The sequence below is a fragment of the Algoriphagus aurantiacus genome (assembly GCF_035156405.1).
In the GTDB taxonomy this organism is placed as follows: domain Bacteria; phylum Bacteroidota; class Bacteroidia; order Cytophagales; family Cyclobacteriaceae; genus Algoriphagus; species Algoriphagus aurantiacus.
This window is the reverse complement of the sequence record NZ_JAXRUT010000012.1, coordinates 110,298-135,943: the sequence shown is the minus strand read 5'-3', so window position 1 is coordinate 135,943 and position 25,646 is coordinate 110,298. Positions and strand designations below refer to the sequence as shown.

Sequence of the window (25,646 nt, the reverse complement as noted above, 5' to 3'; positions counted from 1 at the left end):
ATGTATATTTGTAGATAATGAATGATATTTGAGTCATGGATTATAATCAGCTAAGTGATAGTGCAATTCTCAATAAGCTCGGACACTTTGTGAAGCATCATCGCATGGAGCAGAATAAGTCCCAGGAGCAGCTGTCCACTGCAGCAGGGATCAGCCGGTCCACATTGAGTCTTCTGGAGCGCGGTGAAAAAGTCAATCTAATCACCTTAATACAGGTGCTTCGTGTGTTGGATAAGCTACAGTGGCTTGAGGACTTTGAGGTGAAGAAGGTTATCAGTCCGATGGATTATATCAAGCTTCAAAAAAAACACGAAAGACAGCGGATTCGTAATTCGGATATGGCTGCAGAAAATCCTCCGTCAGAATGGTAGCTGCGGCTGAAATCTGGATCTGGGATAAGCTTGTCGGAGCGGTTCTTTGGGATGATTCAGAGCAATTGGGAAGTTTTGAGTTCAATGAGGATTTTCTTCATTCAGGGTTGGATATTTCCCCTGCAAAAATGCCTTTGAGCCAAGGGAGAAGAGTTTACAGATTTCCTGAATTGCGGAAATCCCGGGGGGACGTTTTTGATACCTTCAAAGGGCTTCCGGGCTTGCTGGCAGATATGTTGCCGGATAAATATGGGAATCAGCTGATCAATGCTTGGCTAATCCAAAATGGACGAGTGGCCGATAGTCTCAATCCTGTAGAGCAACTCTGTTTCATAGGAAAGCGGGGAGTCGGGGCTTTGGAAATCAGGCCATCCCTTCGGGATGAAACCACAAGGCCGACTTCGATTGAAATAGACAGCATGGTCAATATCGCGGGTAAAATCCTCAATTCCAGAGAAGATTTTCAGTCAAATCTGAGGGTAGATGAGCAGTCTGCATTGTCGGATATTCTCAAAATCGGTACTTCCGCGGGTGGAGCCCGTGCCAAAGCTGTAATTGCATACAATCCCAAAACAGGAAAAGTAAAAAGCGGGCAGGTGAAAGCTCCTTCTGACTTTTCGTATTGGATCATTAAGTTTGATGGAGTCCACGATTCTCAATTTGGCTCCACACTGGGTTATGGTCGGGTAGAAATGGCCTATTTTCTTATGGCTCAATCTGCAGGAATCGAGATGAGTGAATGCCGATTGTTGGAAGAAAATGGCAGGGCGCACTTTATGACCAAGCGTTTTGATAGACATGACGATGGTCAGAAAATCCACATGCAAAGTTTTTGTGGATTAAGACACTTTGATTTTAATCAAGTGGGGGATTACAGCTACGAACAGGTATTTGAGACGATGCGGATGCTAAGGCTTTCCTATCCAGAAGCAGAGCAGATGTTTATTCGTATGGTGTTTAATGTGTTGGCCAGAAACTGTGACGATCACACAAAGAACTTCGCTTTTTTGATGGATAAAGACGGCAAGTGGAAGCTTTCGCCAGCTTATGATATTTGCTATGCCTATAGACCGGGAAGTATGTGGGTGAGTGCCCAATCCTTAATGGTCAATGGTAAAAGGGAAGAAATACAGAATTCTGATTTTTTGGAAGTTGCCCGTAAAATGAATATTAAAAAGCCTGAAGAAAAAATCAATGCTGTCGTAACTGCGATCAAGCAATGGAAAGAGTTTGCTGAGGAAGCAAAAGTAGATTCGGAATTACGGGACAGTATCGCTTCTACGCTTTTGGTGTGATATGAAGGAGTAGAATTAGAGAGAAATGAGTGTTTTTAGATCGTTTTCCCGATCACAGAAATAGTCTTTTCCTTGATAGGTGCTGATTACGAACGGATTGAAAGGCTATTTCATGACTGAACAAATTCGGAATTGCGTAAAGTACGTTACGTAACATGCGTCATAAATATTCGAATCATCAAATCAGTTTTAATTAAAAGAGGTTTTTAAAATCCTAGGGGATTGTCAGGGGAATTGGGGATTTTCAGTGAAAGGTTAAGTTCCTTGTTTAGCATTTTGATGAAATGTTCTGCAAGTAAAGGTGATTCCTTTTCAACATTCTGATGGATGAAGAAATAAAGCTTTTGCAGTCCTTGGGATCTCCACACTTTGATTCTCTCCACCCAGTCTTCAAGTCGCGTATAATCACTTGAATGATTGGCCCCCACATATCGGACGAAGGCAACGTCATTGGAAAGCCGCATATGGAGCATATCTCTACGCGCAGCTGCATCCACGATGATATTCGTGATGTTGTTTTTCTTTAGGATTTCATAGTAAGCATCAAAAACTTCTCCTTTAAACCAGTCTTCATTGCGAACCTCTATTGCCAGTGGAACTCCTTTGGGAAAGTCTTGTGCGAAGCTTTCTACCCGATCTATGAACTTCGGTTTGAAATTATCAATCATCTGTAAGAAAACCATTCCAAGCTTATCTTCAAACATGCTCACAGAATCAGCAAATTCATCAGTCAGATTCTTGACATCATTAAGCCTGCGGTAGTGGCTGACGGATTGAGGGATTTTTGGGAAAAACTTGAAGTCTTCCGGCGTTTTCTCTTTCCACTGAACGACCTGATTTTTGTCTGGCGAATTGTAAAAGGTAGCATTAAGCTCGATGGAATTAAACTGTCTTGAATAATAGGTCAGTTCATCTTTAGTGCCTCGGGGATAGAAGCCTTTGAGATCTGATTTATTCCATTTGGCACATCCGACGTACACTTCGAAGGGATCGTCACTTTTATATTTCTTAAGCGTCTCCGCTGTGTCAGGGTGATCAGGCGGTAGAGTAAAGTCAATATTCTCAGGATTATCGGTGCTGCCAAATTTCATAGTGGATGTTTTATAATAATCAGAACTCAAATATACCCAACTAGCTTATACACCAAAATCCCGAGCCATTCCTTCGTCAATTTGTGCCAGATAAATATCGAATAAGGATCTGGGAAAAATAAGGTCGGAATGTCGTATTTGGTATCATTGCTGTAATAATCGGTGGGGAAAGCTTCAGTTGCCAAACCTACTTTGTCGAAGCAAGCTTTCGCCCTCTTCATATGAAAAGCCGAAGTGATCAGCATAAATTCTCGATCTGTATCTATACCTTTTTCTTCTAAAAAGGCCTTAGTAAATAGTGCATTCTCATGTGTGTTTTTCGATTGATCTTCGATCATGACGTCCTCAGCCGGTACTCCGGTCATCAGAAGAAATCGCTCGAGAACTTCGGCTTCTGACTGAGGGTTTACAGGATTTAATCCTTGTCCGCCAGTGATGAGAATTTTCTTTATTTTTCCTTCTCGGTAAAGCTGTAAAGCATGTGTGATCCGATCAGCTCCTTTATTAAAAAATGTTCGGTCATAAGCGGTCTTACTCAAATTTGTTACTCCCGTAAGTACAATGCCGATTTCGTGGTTTTTCACTTCATTGAAAGCCTTAAATCCAGGTTCCCAAGCCAGCATCGTTTGGTTTGCAATAAATTGATTGGAGAAAAACCATAACAAAATCAATCCTGCCCAAAGACATCTTCTTCCCCATTTTTTCTTTAGATAAATCAGCCCAAAAACCCAAAGAAGAGAGATGATTGTAAGTGGCATTGCCAAGAAACTCAGAAACTGGGAGAGATAGAAAAACATGAATTTGTTTTGGTATTTGCCACAAAGAAAGGAGAGAAAGTGAAAATGATCAAATTCAATTTACAATTATCAAGTGGGTTATGCCTTGAAAATTGAGCATTGAATTTTGTCTTTTGATCATTTCCAAATTCTTTTGCATTACTTTTCCTTAAATCCATCTCCTCGGCTTATTTTTGACCATGAGTTCAAGCCTACCTAACCTTTTGCCTTTACTTCAAGAACTTTCCACTCAACTGGAAGGAACCTTGCAATTCGATACACTTACCAAAACCCTATACGCTACGGATGCTTCAGTTTATAGGGAGATGCCTTTGGCAGTAGCATTTCCAAAATCCGAATCGGATATCCAGAAACTGATACTTTTTGCGGCTAAAAATGGGACTTCACTAATTCCCCGTACTGCCGGCACCTCGCTTTCTGGTCAGTGTGTAGGCAATGGAATTGTGGTGGATGTTTCTAAGCATTTTACGGAAATCCTTGAATTAAATGTAGCAGAACGATGGGTTCGTGTGCAGCCAGGAGTGGTACGTGATGAACTCAACCGATACCTGAAGCCTCATGGACTTTTCTTCAGTCCTATTACTTCCACTGCCAATCGTGCGATGATTGGTGGAATGGTTGGGAACAACTCCTCCGGCACCACTTCCATCGTCTATGGGGTAACCAGAGATAAGGTGATTTCATTGGATACTATTTTGAGCGATGGAAATCCAGCTAAGTTTGAAGAGCTTTCAAAAGAGGGGTTTCAGCAAAAAATGAATCTTCAATCACTTGAGGGTGATATTTATAGAAAGGTATTTGAAGAATTAAGCGACCCGGAAGCTAGGGAGGAAATTCATGCACAATTTCCAAAGAAATCTATTCATCGGAGAAATACGGGTTATGCAGTAGATGAACTGCTGAAGGCTGAGGTATTTGGAGGAGTAGGGGATTTCAATTTCTGTAGGTTGTTAAGTGGTTCTGAAGGGACTTTGGCCTTTACCACTGAGATTAAAATCAGTCTTGACCCCCTTCCAGAACCTATTGAAATCGTAGTGGCAGCACATTTTGAGACGATCCATGAGAGCATGGTGTCTGCTCAGACTGCAATGAAGCATCCGGCTACAGCGGTGGAGCTGATGGACAAAATTATTCTGGATTGCACCAAAGAAAGCATTGAGTACAGTAAGAATCGTTACTTCGTGGAAGGTGATCCCGAAGCGATTTTGATGGTGGAGTTTCGGGGACAAACGTTGGAAGAAGCCATGGCTAAAGGCGAAGCATTGGTAGCCGACCTAAAAAGAACAGGCTTGGGATATGCGTATCCTATCATTGAACCTACAATGGTTTCCACTGCTTGGGCTCTTCGTTCTGCTGGCTTGGGATTATTGGCTAATATTCCCGGCGATCCCAAGGCTGTTGCGTGTATTGAAGATACGGCAGTGGATATCGAGGATTTGGCAGATTACATCGATGAGGTAGATGAAATGATGAAAGGCTTCAATCAGAAGCCTGTCCATTATGCCCATGCAGGTGCTGGAGAGATACACTTGAGACCTATTCTGGATTTGAAAAAATCAAAGGATGTCGAGGAGTTTTATAAGATTTCCAAAGCTTCAGCTGAATTGGTGAAAAAGTATCAAGGCTCGCTGAGTGGCGAGCATGGTGACGGCAGAGTTCGGGCAGCGTTTATTCCGCTGATGGTGGGAGAGAAGAATTACGAACTTTTCCGCAGGATAAAATTCTCTTGGGACCCCCAAAATATTTTTAATCCGGGCAAAATTGTGAATGCTGCTCCGATGAATGAATTTCTTCGCTACGAGCCGGACATGGAAACTCCAGCTCATGATACTTTAATAGATTTCTCTCATGTGGGTGGGATTCTCCGTTTAGCAGAAAAATGTAACGGATCGGGTGATTGTCGTAAGCTTCCGGGCTCTGGAGGTACGATGTGTCCTAGCTACATGGCTACCCGGAATGAAAAGGATACAACACGGGGCCGTGCCAATACACTCCGGGAGTTTCTCACAATGGACAAGAAGGAAAATGCATTTAACCATCCTGAGATCAAGGAAGCAATGGATTTGTGTCTATCCTGCAAAGGCTGCACTGCGGAGTGTCCATCCAATGTGGACATGGCAAGCATGAAGGCTGAATTCCTTTATCAATACCAAAAAACAAACGGAATCCCACTTCGATCCAGAGCTTTTGCTTATATTAATGAGTTGAATGAGTTGGGTTCAAAAACCGGCGGCTTGGCGAATTTTATGCTCAGCAATAGCTTTACTGGCGGAATGATGAAGTCTGTTTTGGGAGTAGCTGCTAAGCGGAATTTGCCCGCCATCAGTAAAGTAAGCTTGCGAAAATGGTACAAAAAGAACTATGCTAATCTTCCAAGTGCGCCTAAGCAGATTAAATCAGTTTACTTCTTTATTGATGAGTTTACCAACCATAATGATACTGAGATTGGGATCAAGGCAATATCGTTGCTCAAGAAATTAGGCTACGAGGTAAAAGTTGTGGATCATGAAGAAAGTGGTCGCTCAGCGCTTTCTAAGGGATTACTTCCAAAAGCCAAGAAACATGCTGAAGTGAATGTTGAAGTATTTGACAAGCTAATTGATGGAAATACACCTTTGATCGGTCTTGAGCCTTCGGCTATTTTGAGTTTTCGTGATGAATATCCAAGAATAGTCAAGAAGGAATTGGCAGAAGCTGCCAAGAAGCTAAAATTTCATGTGAAGCTGATAGATGAGTTTTTGGCTCAGGAAATCGCTGCCGGAAATATCAAAGCTGACTCTTTTACTTCCAAGGCTCAGAAGATCAAACTCCATGGTCATTGTCATCAGAAGGCGCTTTCTTCCATGACTTGGACGCAGAAGTTATTGTCTTTGCCTGCAAATTATAGTGTGGAAACCATTCCAAGCGGTTGCTGTGGGATGGCTGGAAGTTTTGGTTATGAGGCCGAGCATTATGAAGTTTCTCAGCAAGTGGGAGAGTTGGTTCTTTTTCCAGCTGTACGAAAAGCCGATGCGGAAACAATCATAGCAGCACCGGGAACATCTTGTAGACATCAGATTGCGGATGGTACAGGCAGAAAAGCCAAGCATCCTGTGGAGATAATATGGGAGGCACTTATTTAAAGAAGGTTCGCAATCTTATACAATTATTCTGTGAAAGCTTATTTTGAAATGGATGTAGATGTGATGGCGATTTCCTAAATACTGACATGATGACCATGTTACCAGCAATTATGAAAAGACTGCTCAACAAAATATTTAGCCACGAACTGACAGACAGAAACTGGTATCACATTGTTGGGTGGTGGGAAATCAGACGTTTAGTTTTTAACGCTGTTTTACTTCTATTCGGACTAATTAGTTTGCTAGTATTTTTGTTTGTATATAAGTTTGACTTACACATTATTCATCCTTTTACACCAATTGCATTTGGACTTCTTGTAAACTTTTTTTACACATTCGGTTGGGTGACAGAATTACTCATAAGACTATTCAATCAAAGGAAAGCAACTTCATTCGGGATTAAATCTTTCAAAATCGGACTTATTATTTCAATTGTTATAACATTCTTGCCGACAATCTTTTTTAGTATTCACTGGGCATCAACAGGAGAGAAATTTTCTTCGCCATACAGCAACTACACTAAAATAAAACCTGACATTAATCAAATGGCAGGAGAATATTATTTAGACCACAAAAACTCAAGCACCGGCATTTCAGACAACGACAAACAAAAAAAAATCAAAATTATTCTTAATTCAGACAGCACTTTTTCAATGACCAATATTCCAGTTTATGGATTTGAACAATATCAGAAGTATGAATTGTGGAATGGGAGAGGAACTTGGCGTTTAAGACTTGATAATGATACTTGGAAAGTTACCGTTGACTGTGATACATTATTTACCTCAGACAATAAACCAACTTTTAAAGACGGTTTTTTCACAAATGACTTTTCAATATACAATGACAAACAACCATACAAACTTTATCAAACAATTGGTGACCCTGACGAATGGACTGGAGCATTATACGGACGAAAAGAATAACTGCTGGTACCTACCCAAAAGTAGTAGTTCAGTGGTTAAATCAAGCTTTGTGCATCTATCAAAGGTTGTGCTTGGCTGACAGTGAATCGCTCCGAAATCGCCACCTTAAGGTAGCTGCAAAACGATAAACGAAACAATGATGAAAGAAAAAACTCGATTAACACAGCTTGTTCATTCTGAAAAGGGAAGGAAAATTGCTTTAGTTAGAGAACCTAATCTGATCCTGCTAAAGGATTTCACATCAATTTATCATCTGGCTTTAGAATCACTTGATTCTGGAATTCCTATCCAAGCTTTGATAGAGCAGAAAATTTCTTCTGACCATGTTGATTATGACTCAGTTTACAATGGAACAAGCGAATGGAAATTACTGCCTTCATTTGATAATCCTGACATAGCTTCTCATTGTATCGTTTCCGGCACAGGTCTGACTCATCACAGTAGTGCATTGAACAGGCAAGTAATGCATCAGAGTGAAAAAGGCACCACGCTTACGGATAGCATGATAGTCTATCAATGGGGCATAGAAGGAGGAAAGCCTGACATCGGAAGAGTGGGGATACAGCCCGAGTGGTTTTATAAAGGTACAGGTACCATTTTGAAAGGGCATGGAGAAGAATTGAATGTTCCCAATTTTGGAAATGACGGCGGGGAAGAGCCGGAAATAGCAGGAGTTTATTTGGTCGACAGAAAAGGGCAGCCAGTACGAATTGGTTTTACTACAGGGAATGAATTTTCTGATCATGTGATGGAAAAAAAGAACTACCTCTACCTTGCTCCATCCAAGTTGCGCAATTGTTCCATAGGTCCTGAACTTGTTCTCACCATGGATTTTCTTGATTTGAAAGGAAGCATAAGTGTGTCCCGTGGCGAAGACGTCTTGTGGTCATCAGATATCCAAACCGGAGAGAAAAATATGGCCCATTCTCTATCAAATCTGGAATATCATCATTTTAAATATCCTGATCATCGCCAACAGCTCCAAGGACATGTGCATTTTTTTGGTACCGGCGCATTCAGTTTTGGAGCTGGGATCAATTTGCAAACCGGCGATCAGATGAAGGTGGAATGGGATGGAATGGGGCGTCCGTTAATTAATACAGTATTTCTTGAAACAGGTGAAGAAAAGGTGATTCAAGTGAAAACGAATCTGTAAAAACGGTATGAAATTTTGTCCGGTTATTCACGGACTTAATGTGGATGTATTACCGAAATGGATCACCGATTTATTGCAAACATAGCTTCATTGCCATTTTATACTATTACCCATTACCTTTCTCGCCACGTATTCAGCACATCTTGCAGCTAATCTTGCAGTAGCTTGATCTTGATCGAAAGTAGGATTAAGTTCTACTACGTCTAAGGAAATTAGTTTTTTTGTTGAGGTGAGCAATTCAAATACTTTGAAAGCAAACTCCGGTCTGAATCCCATTGGGGAAGGTGCTGATACCCCAGGAGCAAAAGCGGAAGAGAAACCATCCATATCTACACTCAAGTATATCTTGTCCACAGAATCCAAAAACCACAAGATTTTCTCTTGGATTACCTCCCAGTTATTCAGCCTAAAATCTTCCATAACCATCCATTTTGCGCCAATTTTATCCGCGGTCTCAAAAAGTGATTTTGGGGTGACAGATCGTTGAATCCCCAAACATAAATACTGGAAAGTATCCGGATTTTCCTGTGCTAGTTGGAGAAATGGTGAGCCTGAATGCCCCTTTCCATCAATAGTCGGGCGTAAATCAAAATGAGCATCCATATTGATAATTCCCAATTTCTGGTTTTTAGCCGCCAAATGCTTGTAAATTCCTCTTCCGTGCGCCAAAGCCAAATCGTGACCCCCACCTAAAAGTATTGGAAAATGTTTAGTTTCGAGTAAGTTGAAAACAGCTTCAGCAAGTAATTCGTGGCTTGATTCCAAATCGGAATTCTCAGTAGAAACATCACCGTAATCAAAAATTCTGCTTTTCTCAGGCAAGTGAAAAGCCAAAGTTCCCAGGTTCTTTCTTATGGCGTTCGGACCTTCTGCAGTACCTAATCGTCCTTGGTTTCTTTTTACACCCTCTTCACCTGCATATCCTAAGATTCCGACTTTCGGAGAATCTTGATTTTCGTCAAACTTGAGTTCTTTTACAGAGATAGCGGCTTGATGCCAATATTCTATTGTTTCAGATTTTCTTCCTGTCCAAAGAGAAGGATCGGGATTTTGATGAGGCATATAGAGTTTGTGATTTATTTTATGCTAAATTATAAACAGCTGTCTGATATTTTTAATAACATAAACAATGTATATGGTTTTTAGGTAAAATTCAAAAACTCAATTAAGCGATGGAAGAATATAGAATTCCTCAGAAAGATAAAATTGATCTCGATGCTTTTCAAGAGCCAAATGAGTATTTTGGTGGATATAGCTATGCGGATTACCTCAAATGGGACTTCGAAGAAATCGTCGAATTGATCAAAGGGAAAATCTTTGCAAAAGCGGCTGCTCCAAACCGAAGGCATCAGGAAGTGTCAGCAAATCTTACGTCCAGATTATGGGTTTTCTTAAAAGATCATCCCTGCAAAGTCTATTCGGCACCTTTCGATGTCAGGTTCTCAAAAAATCCAAAAGATGAAAAGGTGAAATCCGTAGTTCAGCCGGACATCTCTGTAATATGTGATCCTTCTAAGTTGGATGATAAGGGATGCTTGGGAGCCCCGGATCTGATTGTTGAAATTCTTTCACCGGGAAATAGCCGGGTGGAACTTCAGAATAAGTATGAGCTTTATCAGGAATTTGGAGTGAGGGAATATTGGGTAATTCATCCTACCGATTGCACGGTGTTGATTTATACATTAGTAGACGGGAAATTTCAGCCCTCACGACTTTTTACTTCTGGGGACAAAATTCAATCCAGTGTTCTTCCTGGATTTACACTTGATTTGGAAGAGGTTTTATGAGCTATATTTTGGTTAAACCGCAGTGGCTACAGAGGTTTACGCAGAGGACACAGTTTTTATTTTTATCGTAAAACAGATTTCAAAACATCATCATTCACCAGATTTGGCAAAGTGACTTTTAATCCCGGACTGCGATCCATTTCCCGCTGAATAGCTTCCAAAGAACCTGAGTTTCTAGCCCAAGCACGTCTCGCAATGCCATTATTTACGTCATAGAATAGCATGGATTTCAGTTTTCTTTCAGCTTCCGCACTTCCGTCAAGTAGCATCCCGAAACCGCCATTCATCACCTCTCCCCAGCCGACTCCCCCTCCATTGTGAATAGAAACCCAAGTGGCTCCACGAAAGCTATCTCCGATGACATTGTGGATTGCCATATCTGCTGTGAATTTGCTGCCGTCATAGATATTGCTTGTTTCACGGAAAGGCGAATCTGTACCACTGACATCATGATGATCGCGGCCTAATACAATTGGAGCGGAAATTTCCCCTGCTGCAATGGCATCATTAAATGCTTGGGCAATCTTAGCCCGGCCTTCCGCATCGGCATAAAGAATACGTGCTTGGGAACCAACTACCAATTGATTCTTTTCTGCTTCTTCGATCCAGGTGATATTGTCTTGCATCTGTTGCTGAATAGAAGCGGGAGAATGCTGCATGATTTCCTTTAAGACTTGAGCAGCTAGCTGATCGGATTTTCTCAAATCCTCAGCTTTTCCGGAAGTGCACACCCAGCGGAAAGGGCCAAATCCATAGTCAAAGCACATTGGCCCCAAAATATCCTGAACATAGGATGGATACCGGAAATCAACTCCGTTTTCAGCCATTACTTCAGCGCTTGCTCTGGATGCTTCCAGTAAAAAGGCATTTCCATAATCGAAAAAGTAAGTTCCTTTTGTTGCATGCTTATTGATCGAGGTGGCATGTCTTCTCAGCGTTTCTTGAACCTTTTCTTTAAATACTTCAGGATTTTCAGCCATCAGCCGATTTGATTCTTCGAAGGTCAGGCCTACTGGATAGTAGCCTCCAGCCCAAGGATTATGAAGTGAGGTCTGATCGGAGCCAAGTTCAATAAATATATTTTCCTCATCAAATCGCTCCCAAACATCCACTATATTGCCGATGAAGGCGAGAGAAACCACTTCCTTATTGTGTTTGGCAAGTTGAGTTCGCAGAACCAGCTCATCTAGATTTTCGATCAATTCATCCACCCAGCCTTGTTCATGTCTTTTTCTTGCTGCGGCAGGATTTACTTCTGCACAGATAGTGATACAGCCTGCGATATTTCCGGCTTTTGGCTGCGCTCCACTCATACCGCCCAAACCTGCTGTCAAGAATATTTTTCCGGCGGGTGTTTCTCCCACTTCCAATTTTTTTCTAAAAGCATTCATCACCGTAATCGTGGTGCCATGCACAATCCCCTGAGGTCCAATGTACATAAATGAACCTGCCGTCATTTGTCCATATTGCGTCACTCCAAGTGCATTGAATTTCTCCCAGTCATCATGCTTGGAATAATTTGGGATCATCATTCCATTGGTCACTACCACGCGGGGAGCTTCTGGAGAAGAGGGGAAAAGCCCCATAGGATGACCTGAATAGAGATGGAGCGTCTGCTCATCCGTCATTTCAGACAGATACTTCATCACCAAAAGGTATTGTGCCCAGTTTTGGAAAACGGCACCATTGCCACCGTAAGTAATTAGTTCCTCAGGATGTTGAGCCACAGCAGGATCCAAATTGTTTTGAATCATCAGCATGATGGCCGCTGCTTGTCGACACTTTGCAGGATATTCTTGAATTGAGCGAGCATACATTTCATACTCAGGCATAAACCGATACATGTAAATTCTCCCAAATTCCTTCAGCTCATTTAAAAATTCTTTAGCCAATTCCGCATGCCAATCCTTCTGGAAATAGCGTAAGGCATTTCGCAATGCAAGTTTTTTTTCTTCTGACGAAAGAATGTCTTTTCTTTTGGGAGCGTGGCCAAGTGACTTACTTCGTTCCTTTTTTGGAGGAAGGATGTTTGGAATACCTTGTTGAATTTGCTCTTGGAAAACCATTGTATTTACGAATTGAATTTGCTCGCGGCGGCACAACGGCGCAACGAAATAAATTGTTTATTAGCCTTGAAGCCTAATGTTGTTTAAGAGGGAATTCTGAACTCCGAATTTTATATTAAATTTTTGATTCTGTGTTTAGAATTGTAAGTCTTATGTCTTGATTCTAAAATCTTAGTACCTCTTTTCCACACTTGTGCTGGTTTGAGTTTTCCTTGTTGGTAGAGGATCTCTCTAAAATCATCTGTTGAGTAAAGATTGAAGTCAGCCAATAATCCTGCTTTCAATTTCCCCCGATCTTCTAAGCCCAAAGCTGCCGCTGCGCGGAAAGTTATTGCGGATAAAACTTCAGCAGTACTTAGCTTTTCGAAAGTGGCCAAAATAGAAGCTTGTGTCAATAAGTCGCCCATAGGAGCGGAGCCGGGGTTCCAATCACTCGCAATTGCCAACGATCCACTCTGATCCAAAATTTTTCTGGCTGGAGTAAATGCACAGCCCAATCCAATAGAAGCGCCAGGAAGTGCAACGGCTACTGTATCAGACTTTGCCAACAGGGCTATTTCTTTCTCAGTGGAGGCTTCCAGATGATCTGCCGATTTGGCACTGAATTTTACCGCCACTTCGGATCCTCCTGTGGTGAATTGATCGGCATGAACGGTGAAATCAAAGCCTAATTCTTTTGCTTTTTGATAATAGCCAGTAATTTCTTGCGGGGAAAAAGCACTTTGCTCTATAAATGAATCGATTCTATTGGTGAGATTCTCTGACTTGAGAATCGGGAATAGCTGCTCGGCGATTTCCTGAAGATAATCTTTTTTGGAACCTTCAAAATCACGAGGTTTCATGTGAGCTGCGAGGCAGGTTGGAACCAGATCAGCTTTGGTCTGAGAGTTGGCATCTTTTATCGCCCGAAGCATTTTAAGTTCTTCGGCGACAGTTAATCCGTACCCGCTTTTTACCTCTATGGTAGTTACTCCTTCGCTCAAGTGTCGATTAGAATTTGAGACTGTTCTCGCGGTAAGTTCTTCTTGACTGAGATTTCTGGTTTGGGTGACTGTATCCCAAATTCCACCACCCGCTTCTGCTATTTCCAAGTAGGATTTTCCTGCATTCCGCATTGCAAAATCTTTTGCCCTACTTCCTCCAAAAGAAATATGCGTATGACAGTCTACCCATCCCGGCAGTGTTACAAAATCTCCTTCCAGCTTAAATACTTCCGGATCTAGCTTTTCAGTTTTTGCCAGTAAATCGGTGTAATAGCCAATTTCCAGAATCTTATCGTCCTCGATTAAAATTCCTGCATTTGTCAGGATTTCGAGTTGCTCATCTTTTAAAGCTCCTTTCAACGGAAGTTTATCAAGCGTGAGTAGCTGGGTAATTGGGCCGATTAGTTTTAGATTTTTCATAGTTAGATTTCCCACTGATTAGCGCTGATAACTTCGCAGATGACCACAGTGGATATGTGCGTTTTCAGCGGGTAATTTTAATAGTCAAACAGCTCACTCCATTCAGTCTGGTATTCTAAACCTTCCTCTATTGCAACTTTATTCGCGATTTTGATCAATTCGCCACTTTGAATCATGGTAATTGCAGCTTCCATATCTTCGGTCATTACCCTGTCATTGATGACTGGGGTGATGCTTTTTCTTACATGTTCGTGAATGGCTGTCATCACCTTTCCAGACTTGAGTGGTGCATGGAAATCCATCGCTTGAGCAGCATAAAATAGCTCAATTCCCAGAATTTTCTCCACATTCCCAATTACCTGCAAAGCTTTTCTAGCACCAATCGAACCCATACTTACATGGTCCTCTTGTCCCAAGGAGGTAGGAATACTGTCGGCAGATGAAGGAAAACAAAGTCCTTTATTCTCAGAAGCTAATGCAGCTGTGGTGTACTGTGGGATCATCAAGCCTGAGTTCAATCCCGTCTCTTTCAAAAGTAATTTAGGAACACCCGGAGTATCTCCTTCGAGGGAAAGATAGATTCTTCGATCTGAGATATTTCCTAATTCAGACGCGGCAAGGCAAGCATAATCCAGCGGCAACGCAATAGGTTGTCCGTGAAAACTGCCTCCGGAAATCGTATGATCCTCGCTGAAAACGACAGGATTATCCGTCACGGAATTGATCTCAATTTCGATGGCCTCTTTCAGGTGAAGCCATGCATTTCTGGAAGCTCCGTGGACTTGTGGCATGCATCGTAGGGAATACGGATCCTGCACACGTGCACAATTCAAATGGGAATTCACTATTTCGGATCCGTTCAATAAATTTAGAATAGTCTGCGCCACATGCTTATTTCCCGGGAATGGCCTTAATTGATGCAGTTCAGGAGAAAAGGGTTTGATCGAACCCATCAGGCCTTCAATCATCATGGCACCGGTAATGTCCGCATGGACGAGCAGATTATGCAAGCGATCCACGACTTTTACTCCATAAGCAGCCATAAACTGAGTGCCGTTGATTAGGGCCAAACCTTCCTTTGGACCAAGAGAAAGCGCTGTCATTTCCAACTTTTCATAGACGGAAGATGTGGCTTGGATAACCCCTTCAAAATACACTTTCCCCAACCCTAATAGCGGTAAAAATAAATGTGAAAGTGGTGCCAAGTCCCCCGATGCTCCCACTGAACCTTGTATAGGAACTACGGGAATTACGTCATTATCCAGCATCCAAAGCATTCGGTCCAAGGTTTCTAGCCTGATTCCTGAAAACCCCTGGGCCAAAGCCTGAAGTTTCAATACGAGCATCAGCTTGGAAATCTCCAAGGGAACAGGTTCTCCCAATCCAACAGCATGACTTTTAAGTAGATTTTCCTGTAAAGTCTGCGTATCAGTTGCTGAGATTTTGCTGGTACAAAGGGGACCAAAACCTGTGTTGATACCATAGACAGCCTTTTCTCCTTTGGCGATGTTCGCAACAGCAAGGGCAGAAGCCCGAACTTTATCGCGGGTTGCCGGAGTTAAAACGCCTTTCGTCTCTTTTCTAGCGAGTTGCAAGGCCATACCTACTGTAAGATGGTCTTGGCCGTATTGGAAAGTCTTCATCATAATTGGGTTTAGATTCAGGGGCATGACAAAGATATCATGTATTGATGATAATTTTTGATATCAATTATGTCATGATATGATACCTTTGAGTTATCGTGGAATTAAGACACTTGAATTATTTTAGGGCAGTTGCAGAGGAGTTGAACTTCAGAAAGGCAGCTGAGCGTTTGTTTATTTCGCAGCCTGGATTAAGTAGGCAGATTAAGCAGTTGGAGGAAATGCTGGAAGTACAACTGTTTGAGCGGGATCAAAAACATGTGGAATTGACAGCTGCAGGAGCTTATCTGAAAAGTGAGGTGGACTTTGTCCTAAATCATTTGGAGCTGACAAGGAACCAGCTGAAACTGATCGCTGAAGGGAAAATCGGGGAGCTGAGGATAGGATTTCTAGGCTCGGCATCCAATCAGGTATTGCCCGATCTATTGGCCAAACTTAATGCGAATCAGCCTTTAATAAGTACCAGTTTGGAAGAGTTGAGCAATTCGGTTCAGGTGGAAATGATTGAAAAGGATAAATTGGATTTGGGTTTTGTCAGATTGGCTTCTGTGCCAAGTGATCTGGAAATGAAGGTTGTGCTTAGGGATACTTTTTCGTTGGTGGTGCCAAAAGAACATCCGATTCAAGAGCAGGAATTTATATCAGTGAATCAGTTTAGGGATGAATCTTTCGTTCTTTTTTCCTCAGACTATAGTAATCTATATTACGAGCAAATTATCGGTATTTGCAGGGATGCAAACTTTTCACCTAGGATTCGGCATAAGTCCGTCCATGCGTTGACGATATTCAAATTGGTAGAAAATGGAATGGGTGTGGCGATAGTCCCGACTTCGCTGAAAGAAGGATATGAGTTGAATGTACGTTTTATGCAGATTCCGCATATCCCGCAATTCACGGAGCTTTCAGTAATTTGGAAAGCGGAGAACAGAAATCCTGCATTGAAGCAAGTTTTGCCTCTACTGTAGAAAAAAGATATTCATGATTTTCTGATCAAAAATTTTAGCAAATTCGACAATGCGGAAAATTCAAAGCAACTGGAATGGGGAAAGCTGAAAACAATGCTGACAAGCTGACTAAAACCTTATTATTCGTTTATCTTCTCGTCTTGGGTTGGATCATTTTGTTAAAGCTGGGTGTAGAATTTTCTTATATGGAAAACAGGAATATCAACCTGATCCCTTTTGCTAATGGTTATTATGACGAGATGGAAACCATTTTGAATGTGGTTATTTTTATTCCGCTGGGCATTTATGCTGGAGTTTTATTTAGAAATAGGACGTTTAAATTTAATCTGCTTTTCTTTTTTCTGATAAGTTTGATGTTAGAAGGACTTCAGTATGCATTTAGATTTGGAACGTTTGATGTCACAGATCTGCTTACCAATACCTCCGGTGGAATCATCGGTTACGTACTGTTTTGGACACTTCAAAAATTTAACTCGAAGTCACTAAAGGCCCAAAAGTACATCAATATCATTGGAGCTATTGGTACATTCCTTATTGTTTCGCTTCTACTTCTACTCAAATTGAATATGCTACCAATCAGATATCAATAGGGTGAAACAGCAAAAAATATGCGCTTCAGTGATCAGTCAATGTGATAATATCACCTAAGTCCTCAGGGGGTGTGGGGATTCCTTCATATAAATAGCCCACCTACAGCTGATAAATCATAGTTCCTGTTTTATAATAATTATAAATCAAAAGCCTTAATTTGAGCTCTAAACTCAAATGTCGGGCAAATGTCGGGTCAAAACCGAGCCTCTTTCGGCATAAGTCACAAACCAATCAGAGAAATTGCCATGGTTAATCAAAACATACACACAATGAAGCAACCGGAACTTGGCAAGAAAATCTCTGAAATGAGAAAGGCAAAAGGATTGACTCAGGAGGAGTTGGTCGAATTATGCAACCTGAATGTGCGGACGATCCAGCGCATCGAAGCAGGGGAGGTGACTCCCAGAAGTTATACCATCAAAGCCCTGTTTGAGGCGTTGGGGATGGACTGGAAAGAGTCGGAAGTAAGTGCGTCTATTGAGAATGCCAAACCAAAACTGACATGGCTTTATTTGGGTTTTGGAACTGGATTGATCTACTTTTTTCTCTCCTATTTTGAAATCAGTATGGAGATAGAGATGATTGAGGGAGGAATAGTGAATTCCGTGAATTTTGGGTTGATCAAAGTAGGAGTATTAATTACTTTCTCACTTTTCATTTTCGGACTGATCAAAATGGCTACTATCTTTCCTAACAAAATTCTTCAAATCGCCCTTTGGGTGATGCTCGTGGCGAATGCCCTTTGGATTGTAATTGATTTAATTTCATTAAGAGTAGATAGCTTTGGTCTATCGGATTATTATTTTGTAAAATTAGGATGCTTTGGCCTAGCATACGGATTTATGGGAGCTGGATATCTTTGTTATAAAAATCTCTGGTCTAATATTCCGCAAGTGCTCGGAGCATTGGGGGTTGTGTCTGGAGTTATGATTTTTTCAGTGGTCGGCGCTTTATTTGGCTTGATTCCATTGACCCTTTTTGAGATAGGACAACTTGGGTTTCTGATCTGGGGAATAAATAAAATCGGGAGAACTTCTTCTCCCGATTCTACTTACAGTTCTCAAGTGACAGCTTGATCGCTTTTTAACGGGGGTTCTCGATTTTGAATTAAACCCTAAGTTTATTTTTGCTATTTTGAGACTTTAAGCCTGAAAGTCGGGCAAAAGTCGGGGCTAAGCCGATGTAACTACGTCTCTGATTTCAATTCAATCCTAGATATTGTCATGGTCAATCAAAGTATATACAAAATGAAACAACCTGAACTTGGTAAGAAAATCTATGAAAGCAGAAAGGCAAAAGGCCTGACACAGGAGGAGTTGGTCGAAAAGTGCAACCTGAATGTGCGGACGATCCAACGGATTGAAGCAGGTGATGTAACTCCCAGGAGCCATACGATTAAAACGCTTTTTGAGGCTTTGGAAATTGATTTTGTAAAGGAGGAGATAAAATATTCCCAAAATTATAATCAAACACAAGAAAAGGAGTTAGGTATAAAATTCTCCCCATTGATTCTTTTTGCCGGAAGTTTATACCTAATCCTAACCCTTATAGAAATACCGTTAGATATTAAGTATATCGCCGATTCTATTTCAGGAGGGATTTATATTCCATTTAAGATCGGAATCTTTGTTTGTTACTTCATTTTTATGTGGCCTTTTCTGAAAATAGGCCAATTTTATGGTAACAACGTTATTAGTTTGTCAGTATTTTTCTTGCTGATTGCTAGATTGATAGCCTATTTATATTCCATGATTGTAATTTTAGATGATAATCTTCAGCATGAAATCTTTTACATGATTCCTAGTATTATCTTTTGGGGAATGGGTTATGTTTTACTGGGCTATAATTTGAGCAAACTTATGATAATCGAGAGTTTTGGTTTAAAGCCAATCGGGATATTGGGAATGGTGTCTGGGTTTTTGATACTTTCTTTTATAGGTCAAATTTTAGCTCCCTTTACCATTTATGTTTTTGAAATAGGGTTATTATATTTCTTGTATAGATATTCTAAAAATACGGTGAAAGCTACCTCTCCTAATCCTAATTTATTTACCGAAGCTCAGTTTTGATTTTCTCCTTTACCTCTTTCAGAATCTCAGCATTTTTAACACTGGAAGTTTCGATTTCCAAAATTTTGGGGTGTAGGGAATCTTCATAAAAGTCCTCTAGCGAAGCTTCCAATTCCTCTTGATTCACCACTTTGGAATAAAAGAATCCAAACTCAGTCGCCAAATGATTAGCAGATAACCTCTGTTTGGTTTCAAAAAACTCTTCTAATTCTGGTTGATTTGCAGGGCCATCGATCAATCGGAAGATTCCCCCCGCATGATTATTCAATAAGATAACCCGAAGGTTAGGGATAGTATAATTGTGCCAAAAAGCATTACGATCATAGAAGAATGCCATGTCTCCAGTAATCAAAGTCACGATGTCTTTAGTGGTAAAAGTACATCCCACTGCGGTGGAATTGGATCCATCGATTCCTGAAGTCCCCCGGTTACAGATCACCTCCTGATTTCTTTTTCCAAGAAAATTCAAATAGCGGACAGCCATGCTATTGGCCACATGGATTTTTGAGGTAGATGGTATCTTACTCAAGCAATAGGCTAGCGCAGGATATTCACCGAAATATTCTCTCTTTAAGATCGGAGGCAGATTGGAGGATACACATTTGTCCAGAGAATGCCAAGACTGATAATATTCTGGGTTTTGTGGACCAAGGTTTTGAGTCAGCCAGTTGAGGAAGTATGCTGGCGAGGAAGCAATATTCCTTGTCAATCGCTGATAGGTATCTTTTGCATTTCCATCTGATTGAATATGCCAATGTGATGCTTGCGTGCTTCGGAGGAATAGCTTGAGTGATTTTGAGATGATGGATTTGCCAAAACTAATAATCAAATCTGGCTTTAGACTGTTTGAGAATTCTTGACTTCCCAGCCAATGGTCATGCAATGTGATCGTCTCATCAGACTGGAGATTGCTAATTGTATCTGCGACGATTACAGCGTTTTTCTTTACAGAAAGCTGGTCTAGAAAGTTTTGAATTTGAGAGTCTGGACGTTGCTGACCAGGAATAATTAAGATTCTTTGGACTATTTCCAACCTGCTTTTGAGCTTGATTAGAGATTCATCGGTAGGCTGGGTTTTACTTTTCAATAAATTAAATACCCGGGGCTTTTCTGGGAAAATAATCGGCTCTCCTTTCTCAGGGTAAAAGGGTTCTCTAAGTGGCACATTAATATGAACAGGCCCTGCTGGAAATTGCTTGGCGAGATTGATCGCTTCATTTACAATTCTTGAGGATTGCCATAGTTGGTCGGGAAATGTTGATGAATCTGGTAACTGAAAACTTTCTTTTACATGTTTTCCATAAACATCAGGTTGGAAAATGGTCTGCCCATCGTATTGATCAATCCATTCTGCTGGTCGATCTGCTGTCAATATCAGCAATGGGATTTGCTGGAAAAAAGCTTCTGCTACGGCTGGGAAATAATTCAAAGCTGCGGATCCGCTCGTGCAGACAAGTGCTACCGGCTGCTCCAGTTGCTGAGCCATGCCCATTGCAATGAAGGCAGCAGAGCGCTCGTCAGAGATAGTTCTGGTGTGAATCTGGGGATGTCTGGCAAAAGCAAGCGTCAAAGGTGCGCAGCGCGAACCAGGAGAAAGGATGGCGTTTTCAATGCCTTTCTTGGCACAAATAGCTACTAAGTCGGTGATCTGAGAGAGAATCAAGCGCTTGGGCTTTGAATGAATTTACCAATGATCTGGCATTTAAGTTCTGTCTCTTCCCATTCCTTTTCCGGATCAGAATCTTCTGTCACACCAGCTCCTGCATAAAGTATGGCTTTGTTTTTTACTAAGGAGGCGGTTCTCAAATTCACATAAATAGAAGTTTCACCTTGAATGTTAACAGGGCCTAAAAAACCCGAAAAGAAGGAACGGTCAAAGCCTTCAAATTCTTGGAGGAAATCATGTGATTCTTTTCTAGGCATGCCGCAGACTGCGGAGGTAGGATGAAGAAGATTTAGCATAATCGAGCCAAGTTGTGGAAAACCTGTGGCTTGCATGTCAATTCTGAAGTCAGACCTCAGGTGTAAGAGATTTCCAGCCAATACAGTTTTTGGGCCATGTTCTTCGTATTCCCTCAATCTTATTTTCTTAAAGCATGAAACGATGTACCTGCTTACTAGTGCTTGCTCTTCAATTTCTTTCTGAGTCCATGCTACAGTTTTCAAAGGATTATCGCCTGAAGCTGCCTGAGTTCCTGCCAGTGACATTGTCTGGAAAATATCACCTTTGGTTTCTATCAATGTTTCCGGAGATGCTCCCATCCAGGTTCCAATATTTGGAATATGAAAAAAGTTAACGAAAGCGTTTGGGTAGGATTTTATTAGACTTAAAATCGTGCATCCTAGATTAAAATTTTCAGGAATGTCAATAGTCTTTGTTCTAGCAGGGACTACTTTTTCCAAATCTTTTTCACGAACTGCTTTGATGCCCTTTTCCACCAATTGGAGAAAATGTGCTTTGTCTTCACTGAGACTGGAGGTCAGAACCATACTTGTCAGCGTTTGATTTTGTAGCAATTCCCTAATCTTTTGGGGTGACAGTTGACCTTGGTTTTTTAACTGGATTTTGGCCCATTCCGGCAATTCATCTTCTTCAAACGGGAGATTTAGATCAAAGGAAAGATGTTTGCTGGCTTTAATGTAATAAGCTTTTTTGTCCACTTGATCAGCAAAAGGATGGACAATGAACCCAGCCTCTAATTCATCCAGGCTAAGATCTACTTTCAAAGGACTGTCAGCTTCATCCATTACAATTTCAAGTGTGTTGGATTTAGGCTTTCTCCAAAGAGCAAAAGAGCCACCTGAGGTAAGCCCTAGTTGAAGTAAAAGATGAATTATGTCTGTTTGGGTAGGATTAGTTGATACTTCAGTATTCATTGCTTTTTATCTAAAATCGCCATGGTAATTCGGCTGATACAGCAGAGTTGACCTTGCTCGTTAGTGATTTTTATTTCCCAGACTTGAGTGCTTTTCCCAATATGGATTGGTTTGGTGATTCCTGTGACCAATCCTGACTTTACACCTTTCAGGTGATTTGCGTTTATTTCAAGGCCTACACAAACTTGTTTTTTCAAGTCAATAGTGAGTGAAGCGGCTACGCTTCCAAGTGTCTCAGCAAGCACTACATTCGCTCCTCCGTGTAACAAACCCATTGGTTGTTTTGTTCTTTGATCTACTGGCATGGTAGCACTGAGGTAGTCCTCGCCGAATTCAGTAAATACAATTCCCAGATGATCAGTCATGGTGTTTCTTCCGTTTTGGTTGATTTGATCCAATGAAGGCTTTTGGGAAAATACCATGAAAATTTAAAGTAAATGAGTTTTCTTTGGGGCGCAGACAAAAATAGATAATCTTGAATCGAAAAAAAATTTACTTAGTTAGGCACGGACAAACTGATTTCAACCTTAAAGGTGTAGTGCAGGGAAGTGGAATCGATGCTCCCATTAATGAAACCGGAAGAAAACAGGCTGCGGCCTTTTTTGAGACATACAAAAATATTCCGTTTGACCAGGCGTATTACACAGGCCTTCAGCGGACAAAACAATCCATTCAATCTTTTTTGGACTTAGGTATCCCAGCTATTTCTACTGCAGACCTAAATGAGATTTCTTGGGGAGACTATGAAGGACTTCCTATGTCGCCTGAAGAAAATCAATACTATCAGCATATGCTGGATCAATGGCAGCAGGGAAATCTAGATTATTGTATAGCAGGTGGAGAAAGCCCAAATATCGTAGCCACGCGTATGCAGCGAGGAATCGATGAGATTATATCAGGGCCTGGTAAGACTATATTGGTTTGCATGCACGGCCGTGCGATGCGGATCTTTTTGAGCTTGATTATGAAGCAAGATTTGTGTCATATGGATATGTTTGAGCATAAAAATCTTTGCTTATATCTACTTGAAGAAAAGGAGGATGGTACTTTCGAGCTACTGAAAAAAAATGATACTGAGCACCTTATGGAGCTGCGATAGTATTTCGCTTGTCACTCTTGTCCTTTTTCTGACTTTCTTCAAAAGCTGTTAGATAAGTGTCCAAAGTCTTTTTGTTGGCAGTCATATCAATAACTCGAAATGCAATTTCCTGAAGCTTCATGTCCTCACCTTTATCTAAGGAAACTAAAAATTGGCCTAGAAAGCAAGCATCGAATTCACATTTTGGTATGTCGATAATCAGCGCCAGTTCCGAATTTCCTGAGTAACTTCTGGTTTTGAAAGTAGAAGAAAATTGGGACTGAATGTCTTTCAGAGAGGTGTTCAGCGATTTTAATTCTTTTGATTTGAATATGACCAAAAAAGTTTTGGGTTCAGTCTCTTTGGCAAAAACTGAAAGAGATAGAAATAGGGTGACAACTAGGATTCCAAGACTTTTCATAGCTCTCAATATAGAAAATTTAATACGTGGAAAGCAAAAAACTCCATAAAAAAAACCCTGAGCGATTCAGGGTTTCATTTTTATTTATAGAATAAAGTCTTTGATTAAGCCTTGGAAGCTTTAGTAGCTCTTTTCTTTTTTGGAGCTACCTCTTCGATAACCTCGTCTTCAACACCGGCAAGGATTCTACCGCAATGCTCACAAACGATTAATTTTTTCTTCTCACGAATATCAGCCTGTCTTTGTGGTGGTACAGTATTAAAGCATCCACCGCAAGCACCTCTTTTTACCAATACCACTGCGAGGCCATTCTTGGCGTTAGCTCTGATTTTAGTATATGATTTTAAAAGTCGGTCATCAACTTTCTTAGTGGCTTTTTCACGATCGTTGTTCAGTTTCGCTTCATCAGATTCGCTTTCAGATACAATCGAAGTTAATTCGCTGTTCTTCTGATCTAAATCTTTTTGGCGATCCTTTTTCACAGCGCTTAGTTCCTCCAAGTCCACCTTCTTGGTATCAATTCTATAACCAGCTTCAGTGATCTTTTTCTTCGCAACTTGAATCTCTAAATCTTGAAGCTCAAGCTCCTTAGTGATTGCATCATATTCGCGGTTATTACGAACATTCATCTGCTGTTCCTGATACTTTTTGATCAGTTTTTCAGAATCTTTGATGCTTTCTTTAAGCGCCTTTATTTCATTTTCAAAAGAATCTATTTCACTTTGAAATTTCTCCAATCGAGTTTCATATCCAGCAATTTCATCTTCTAAGTCCTGAACCTCTTCTGGAAGAGCTCCGCGAACCTTGATGATGGCGTCTAGTTTTGAATCTAAAAGTTGAAGGTTGTGAATAGCTTCGAGTTTCTGTGCTACTGTACTTTCCATGTACTATCGATAGGATGAGGGATTTGTAACTACTTTTGTCAAATAGAGTGCAATATTAGGGAATTTTTGTGACAAAAACTCCCAGAGTAATTCTTTTGTGAAAATTTCACTTTCATAATGTCCGATGTCACAGAGAATTAATTCTCCGTCTGCATCGAAAAACTCATGGTATTTCACATCGGCAGTCACAAAGACATCCGCACCCGCTTTTTTCGCATCGCTGAGAAGGAAAATTCCAGCTCCTCCACAAACGGCTACTTTTTTGATTTTTCGGGAAATCAGGCTCGTGTGTTTAATCACATCCAAGTTCATTTGGGCCTTGAGATAATCTAAAAATTCTTCGCCTCCCATTCCCTGAGAAAGTGTTCCGATCATTCCCGCGCCCACTTCCTGATTTTCATTTTCAAGATTTTGTACATAGTAGGCTACCTCTTCATAGGAATGAGTTTCTCTCATTTTCCTTAAAACTTTTGGAAGTGCATGATTGGAAACCAAAACTTCCACTCTAACCTCTTGCTCCTCTTGTGCTTTTTCGATTTCGCCAATGGTTGGATTCGCTTTTCCCGAAGGCGTGAAAGTCCCAGTACCTTTTACCTGAAATGAGCAATTCGAATATTCGCCAATCTTCCCTGCACCAGCAGCAAAGACAGCTTGAAGAACTTTGTCTTTCTCAGGTTCGGGGACGTAAAATACGAGTTTGCGTAGTAATTGCTTTTTTGGCTGTAAAATCTTGGTGTCCAGAAGTCCCAATCGATCAGAAATCCGCTTATTTACTCCGTGGGCTACATGGTCAAGATTGGTGTGAATGGCATAAATAGCGATATCATTTTTGATTGCTTTTATGACTGTTCGCTCTACATAATTTTTTCCCGTGAGGCTTTTAAGTCCTTTAAAAACAATCGGGTGATGAGCCACAATCATGTTGGCGCCGAGTTCTATAGCTTCATCTACGGTAGATTCTATGCAGTCCAGCGAGCAGACAATTCCCGTCACTTCGGAATTTCTATTTCCTGTGATCAAAGTAGCGTTGTCATATGACTCCTGATAGGATGGAGGCGCGATTTGCTCCAGATAGGAAATCACATCGCTAATCTTGTATCCCAT

Annotated in this window: 23 protein-coding genes; 11 read left to right on the top strand and 12 right to left on the bottom strand. The window is 41.0% G+C overall.

Annotated features, from left to right (window positions below):
* Positions 1-35: 35 nt before the first annotated feature.
* Together SYJ56_RS13435 and SYJ56_RS13430 are read left to right on the top strand one after the other, a co-directional pair.
* Positions 36-371: a helix-turn-helix domain-containing protein gene (locus SYJ56_RS13435; protein WP_323834892.1), complete on the top strand. Its 336-nt coding sequence runs from the start codon at positions 36-38 to the stop codon at positions 369-371.
* Positions 365-1,666: a type II toxin-antitoxin system HipA family toxin gene (locus tag SYJ56_RS13430; RefSeq protein ID WP_323834890.1), complete on the top strand. Its 1,302-nt coding sequence runs from the start codon at positions 365-367 to the stop codon at positions 1,664-1,666. The genes SYJ56_RS13435 and SYJ56_RS13430 overlap by 7 nt, the downstream gene beginning before the upstream one ends.
* A gap of 206 nt (positions 1,667-1,872) precedes the next feature.
* On the opposite strand, the gene SYJ56_RS13425 is transcribed toward SYJ56_RS13430, so the two are convergent.
* Positions 1,873-2,757 carry a DUF72 domain-containing protein gene (locus SYJ56_RS13425; protein ID WP_323834888.1) on the bottom strand — a complete coding sequence of 295 codons (885 nt, stop codon included), beginning with the start codon at positions 2,755-2,757 and terminating at the stop codon, positions 1,873-1,875.
* Between the two features lie 26 nt (positions 2,758-2,783).
* Positions 2,784-3,554: a YdcF family protein gene (locus tag SYJ56_RS13420; RefSeq protein ID WP_323834886.1), complete on the bottom strand. Its 771-nt coding sequence runs from the start codon at positions 3,552-3,554 to the stop codon at positions 2,784-2,786.
* Between the two features lie 179 nt (positions 3,555-3,733).
* On the opposite strand from SYJ56_RS13420, the gene SYJ56_RS13415 reads away from it, so the two are divergent.
* From SYJ56_RS13415 to araD1, 3 genes are all read left to right on the top strand, one after another.
* Complete coding sequence (locus SYJ56_RS13415) at positions 3,734-6,676, top strand: FAD-binding and (Fe-S)-binding domain-containing protein (protein WP_323834884.1); 2,943 nt, start codon at positions 3,734-3,736, stop codon at positions 6,674-6,676.
* Positions 6,677-6,771: 95 nt separating this feature from the next.
* Complete coding sequence (locus SYJ56_RS13410; protein ID WP_323834882.1) at positions 6,772-7,602, top strand: hypothetical protein; 831 nt, start codon at positions 6,772-6,774, stop codon at positions 7,600-7,602.
* 139 nt (positions 7,603-7,741) lie between these two features.
* Positions 7,742-8,758, top strand: a complete 1,017-nt coding sequence (gene araD1, locus SYJ56_RS13405; RefSeq protein ID WP_323834880.1) for an AraD1 family protein — start codon at positions 7,742-7,744, stop codon at positions 8,756-8,758.
* An 87-nt stretch (positions 8,759-8,845) separates the two neighbouring features.
* On the opposite strand, the gene hutG is transcribed toward araD1, so the two are convergent.
* Entirely contained in the window at positions 8,846-9,820 is a 975-nt protein-coding gene (hutG, locus tag SYJ56_RS13400) for a formimidoylglutamase (RefSeq protein WP_323834877.1), read from the bottom strand.
* A 110-nt stretch (positions 9,821-9,930) separates the two neighbouring features.
* Between hutG and SYJ56_RS13395 the strand changes: the two genes are divergently transcribed.
* On the top strand, positions 9,931-10,545 hold the full coding sequence (locus SYJ56_RS13395; RefSeq protein WP_323834875.1) for a Uma2 family endonuclease: 615 nt from the start codon (positions 9,931-9,933) through the stop codon (positions 10,543-10,545).
* Positions 10,546-10,607: 62 nt separating this feature from the next.
* Here the strand turns inward: SYJ56_RS13395 and SYJ56_RS13390 are convergent, their stop codons facing one another.
* The 3 genes from SYJ56_RS13390 to hutH form a co-directional block, all read right to left on the bottom strand.
* Positions 10,608-12,611, bottom strand: coding sequence for a urocanate hydratase (locus tag SYJ56_RS13390; RefSeq protein WP_323834873.1), 2,004 nt, complete (start codon positions 12,609-12,611; stop codon positions 10,608-10,610).
* A 110-nt stretch (positions 12,612-12,721) separates the two neighbouring features.
* Positions 12,722-14,014 (bottom strand): imidazolonepropionase, encoded by a 1,293-nt coding sequence (hutI, locus tag SYJ56_RS13385; RefSeq protein ID WP_323834871.1) that lies wholly within the window; start codon positions 14,012-14,014, stop codon positions 12,722-12,724.
* Between the two features lie 77 nt (positions 14,015-14,091).
* The gene (gene hutH / locus SYJ56_RS13380; protein WP_416377801.1) at positions 14,092-15,660 is read right to left on the bottom strand and encodes a histidine ammonia-lyase; all 1,569 of its coding nucleotides are present in this window, start codon (positions 15,658-15,660) and stop codon (positions 14,092-14,094) included.
* 95 nt (positions 15,661-15,755) lie between these two features.
* On the opposite strand from hutH, the gene SYJ56_RS13375 reads away from it, so the two are divergent.
* From SYJ56_RS13375 to SYJ56_RS13360, 4 genes are all read left to right on the top strand, one after another.
* Entirely contained in the window at positions 15,756-16,622 is an 867-nt protein-coding gene (locus tag SYJ56_RS13375; protein ID WP_323834868.1) for a LysR family transcriptional regulator, read from the top strand.
* Positions 16,623-16,696: 74 nt separating this feature from the next.
* Positions 16,697-17,212, top strand: coding sequence for a VanZ family protein (locus SYJ56_RS13370; RefSeq protein ID WP_323834866.1), 516 nt, complete (start codon positions 16,697-16,699; stop codon positions 17,210-17,212).
* 270 nt (positions 17,213-17,482) lie between these two features.
* Positions 17,483-18,289, top strand: a complete 807-nt coding sequence (locus SYJ56_RS13365; RefSeq protein ID WP_323834864.1) for a helix-turn-helix domain-containing protein — start codon at positions 17,483-17,485, stop codon at positions 18,287-18,289.
* A 171-nt stretch (positions 18,290-18,460) separates the two neighbouring features.
* Entirely contained in the window at positions 18,461-19,282 is an 822-nt protein-coding gene (locus SYJ56_RS13360) for a helix-turn-helix domain-containing protein (RefSeq protein WP_323834862.1), read from the top strand.
* On the opposite strand, the gene menD is transcribed toward SYJ56_RS13360, so the two are convergent.
* The 3 genes from menD to SYJ56_RS13345 are packed head-to-tail and all read right to left on the bottom strand — an operon-like array spanning position 19,263 to position 22,581.
* Positions 19,263-20,945, bottom strand: coding sequence for a 2-succinyl-5-enolpyruvyl-6-hydroxy-3-cyclohexene-1-carboxylic-acid synthase (gene menD / locus SYJ56_RS13355; protein ID WP_323834860.1), 1,683 nt, complete (start codon positions 20,943-20,945; stop codon positions 19,263-19,265). The genes SYJ56_RS13360 and menD overlap by 20 nt on opposite strands.
* Complete coding sequence (locus SYJ56_RS13350) at positions 20,942-22,159, bottom strand: chorismate-binding protein (RefSeq protein WP_323834858.1); 1,218 nt, start codon at positions 22,157-22,159, stop codon at positions 20,942-20,944. Before SYJ56_RS13350 ends, menD begins: the two co-directional genes overlap by 4 nt.
* The gene (locus SYJ56_RS13345; protein ID WP_323834856.1) at positions 22,156-22,581 is read right to left on the bottom strand and encodes a hotdog fold thioesterase; all 426 of its coding nucleotides are present in this window, start codon (positions 22,579-22,581) and stop codon (positions 22,156-22,158) included. Before SYJ56_RS13345 ends, SYJ56_RS13350 begins: the two co-directional genes overlap by 4 nt.
* Before the next feature lie 53 nt (positions 22,582-22,634).
* Between SYJ56_RS13345 and SYJ56_RS13340 the strand changes: the two genes are divergently transcribed.
* The gene (locus tag SYJ56_RS13340; RefSeq protein ID WP_323834854.1) at positions 22,635-23,258 is read left to right on the top strand and encodes a histidine phosphatase family protein; all 624 of its coding nucleotides are present in this window, start codon (positions 22,635-22,637) and stop codon (positions 23,256-23,258) included.
* On the opposite strand, the gene SYJ56_RS13335 is transcribed toward SYJ56_RS13340, so the two are convergent.
* From SYJ56_RS13335 to SYJ56_RS13325, 3 genes are all read right to left on the bottom strand, one after another.
* Positions 23,242-23,658, bottom strand: coding sequence for a hypothetical protein (locus SYJ56_RS13335; RefSeq protein WP_323834852.1), 417 nt, complete (start codon positions 23,656-23,658; stop codon positions 23,242-23,244). The two genes, SYJ56_RS13340 and SYJ56_RS13335, sit on opposite strands and share 17 nt — an antisense overlap.
* 104 nt (positions 23,659-23,762) lie before the next feature.
* On the bottom strand, positions 23,763-24,542 hold the full coding sequence (locus SYJ56_RS13330) for a zinc ribbon domain-containing protein (RefSeq protein WP_323834850.1): 780 nt from the start codon (positions 24,540-24,542) through the stop codon (positions 23,763-23,765).
* A 3-nt stretch (positions 24,543-24,545) separates the two neighbouring features.
* The gene (locus SYJ56_RS13325) at positions 24,546-25,646 is read right to left on the bottom strand and encodes a Nif3-like dinuclear metal center hexameric protein (RefSeq protein WP_323834848.1); all 1,101 of its coding nucleotides are present in this window, start codon (positions 25,644-25,646) and stop codon (positions 24,546-24,548) included.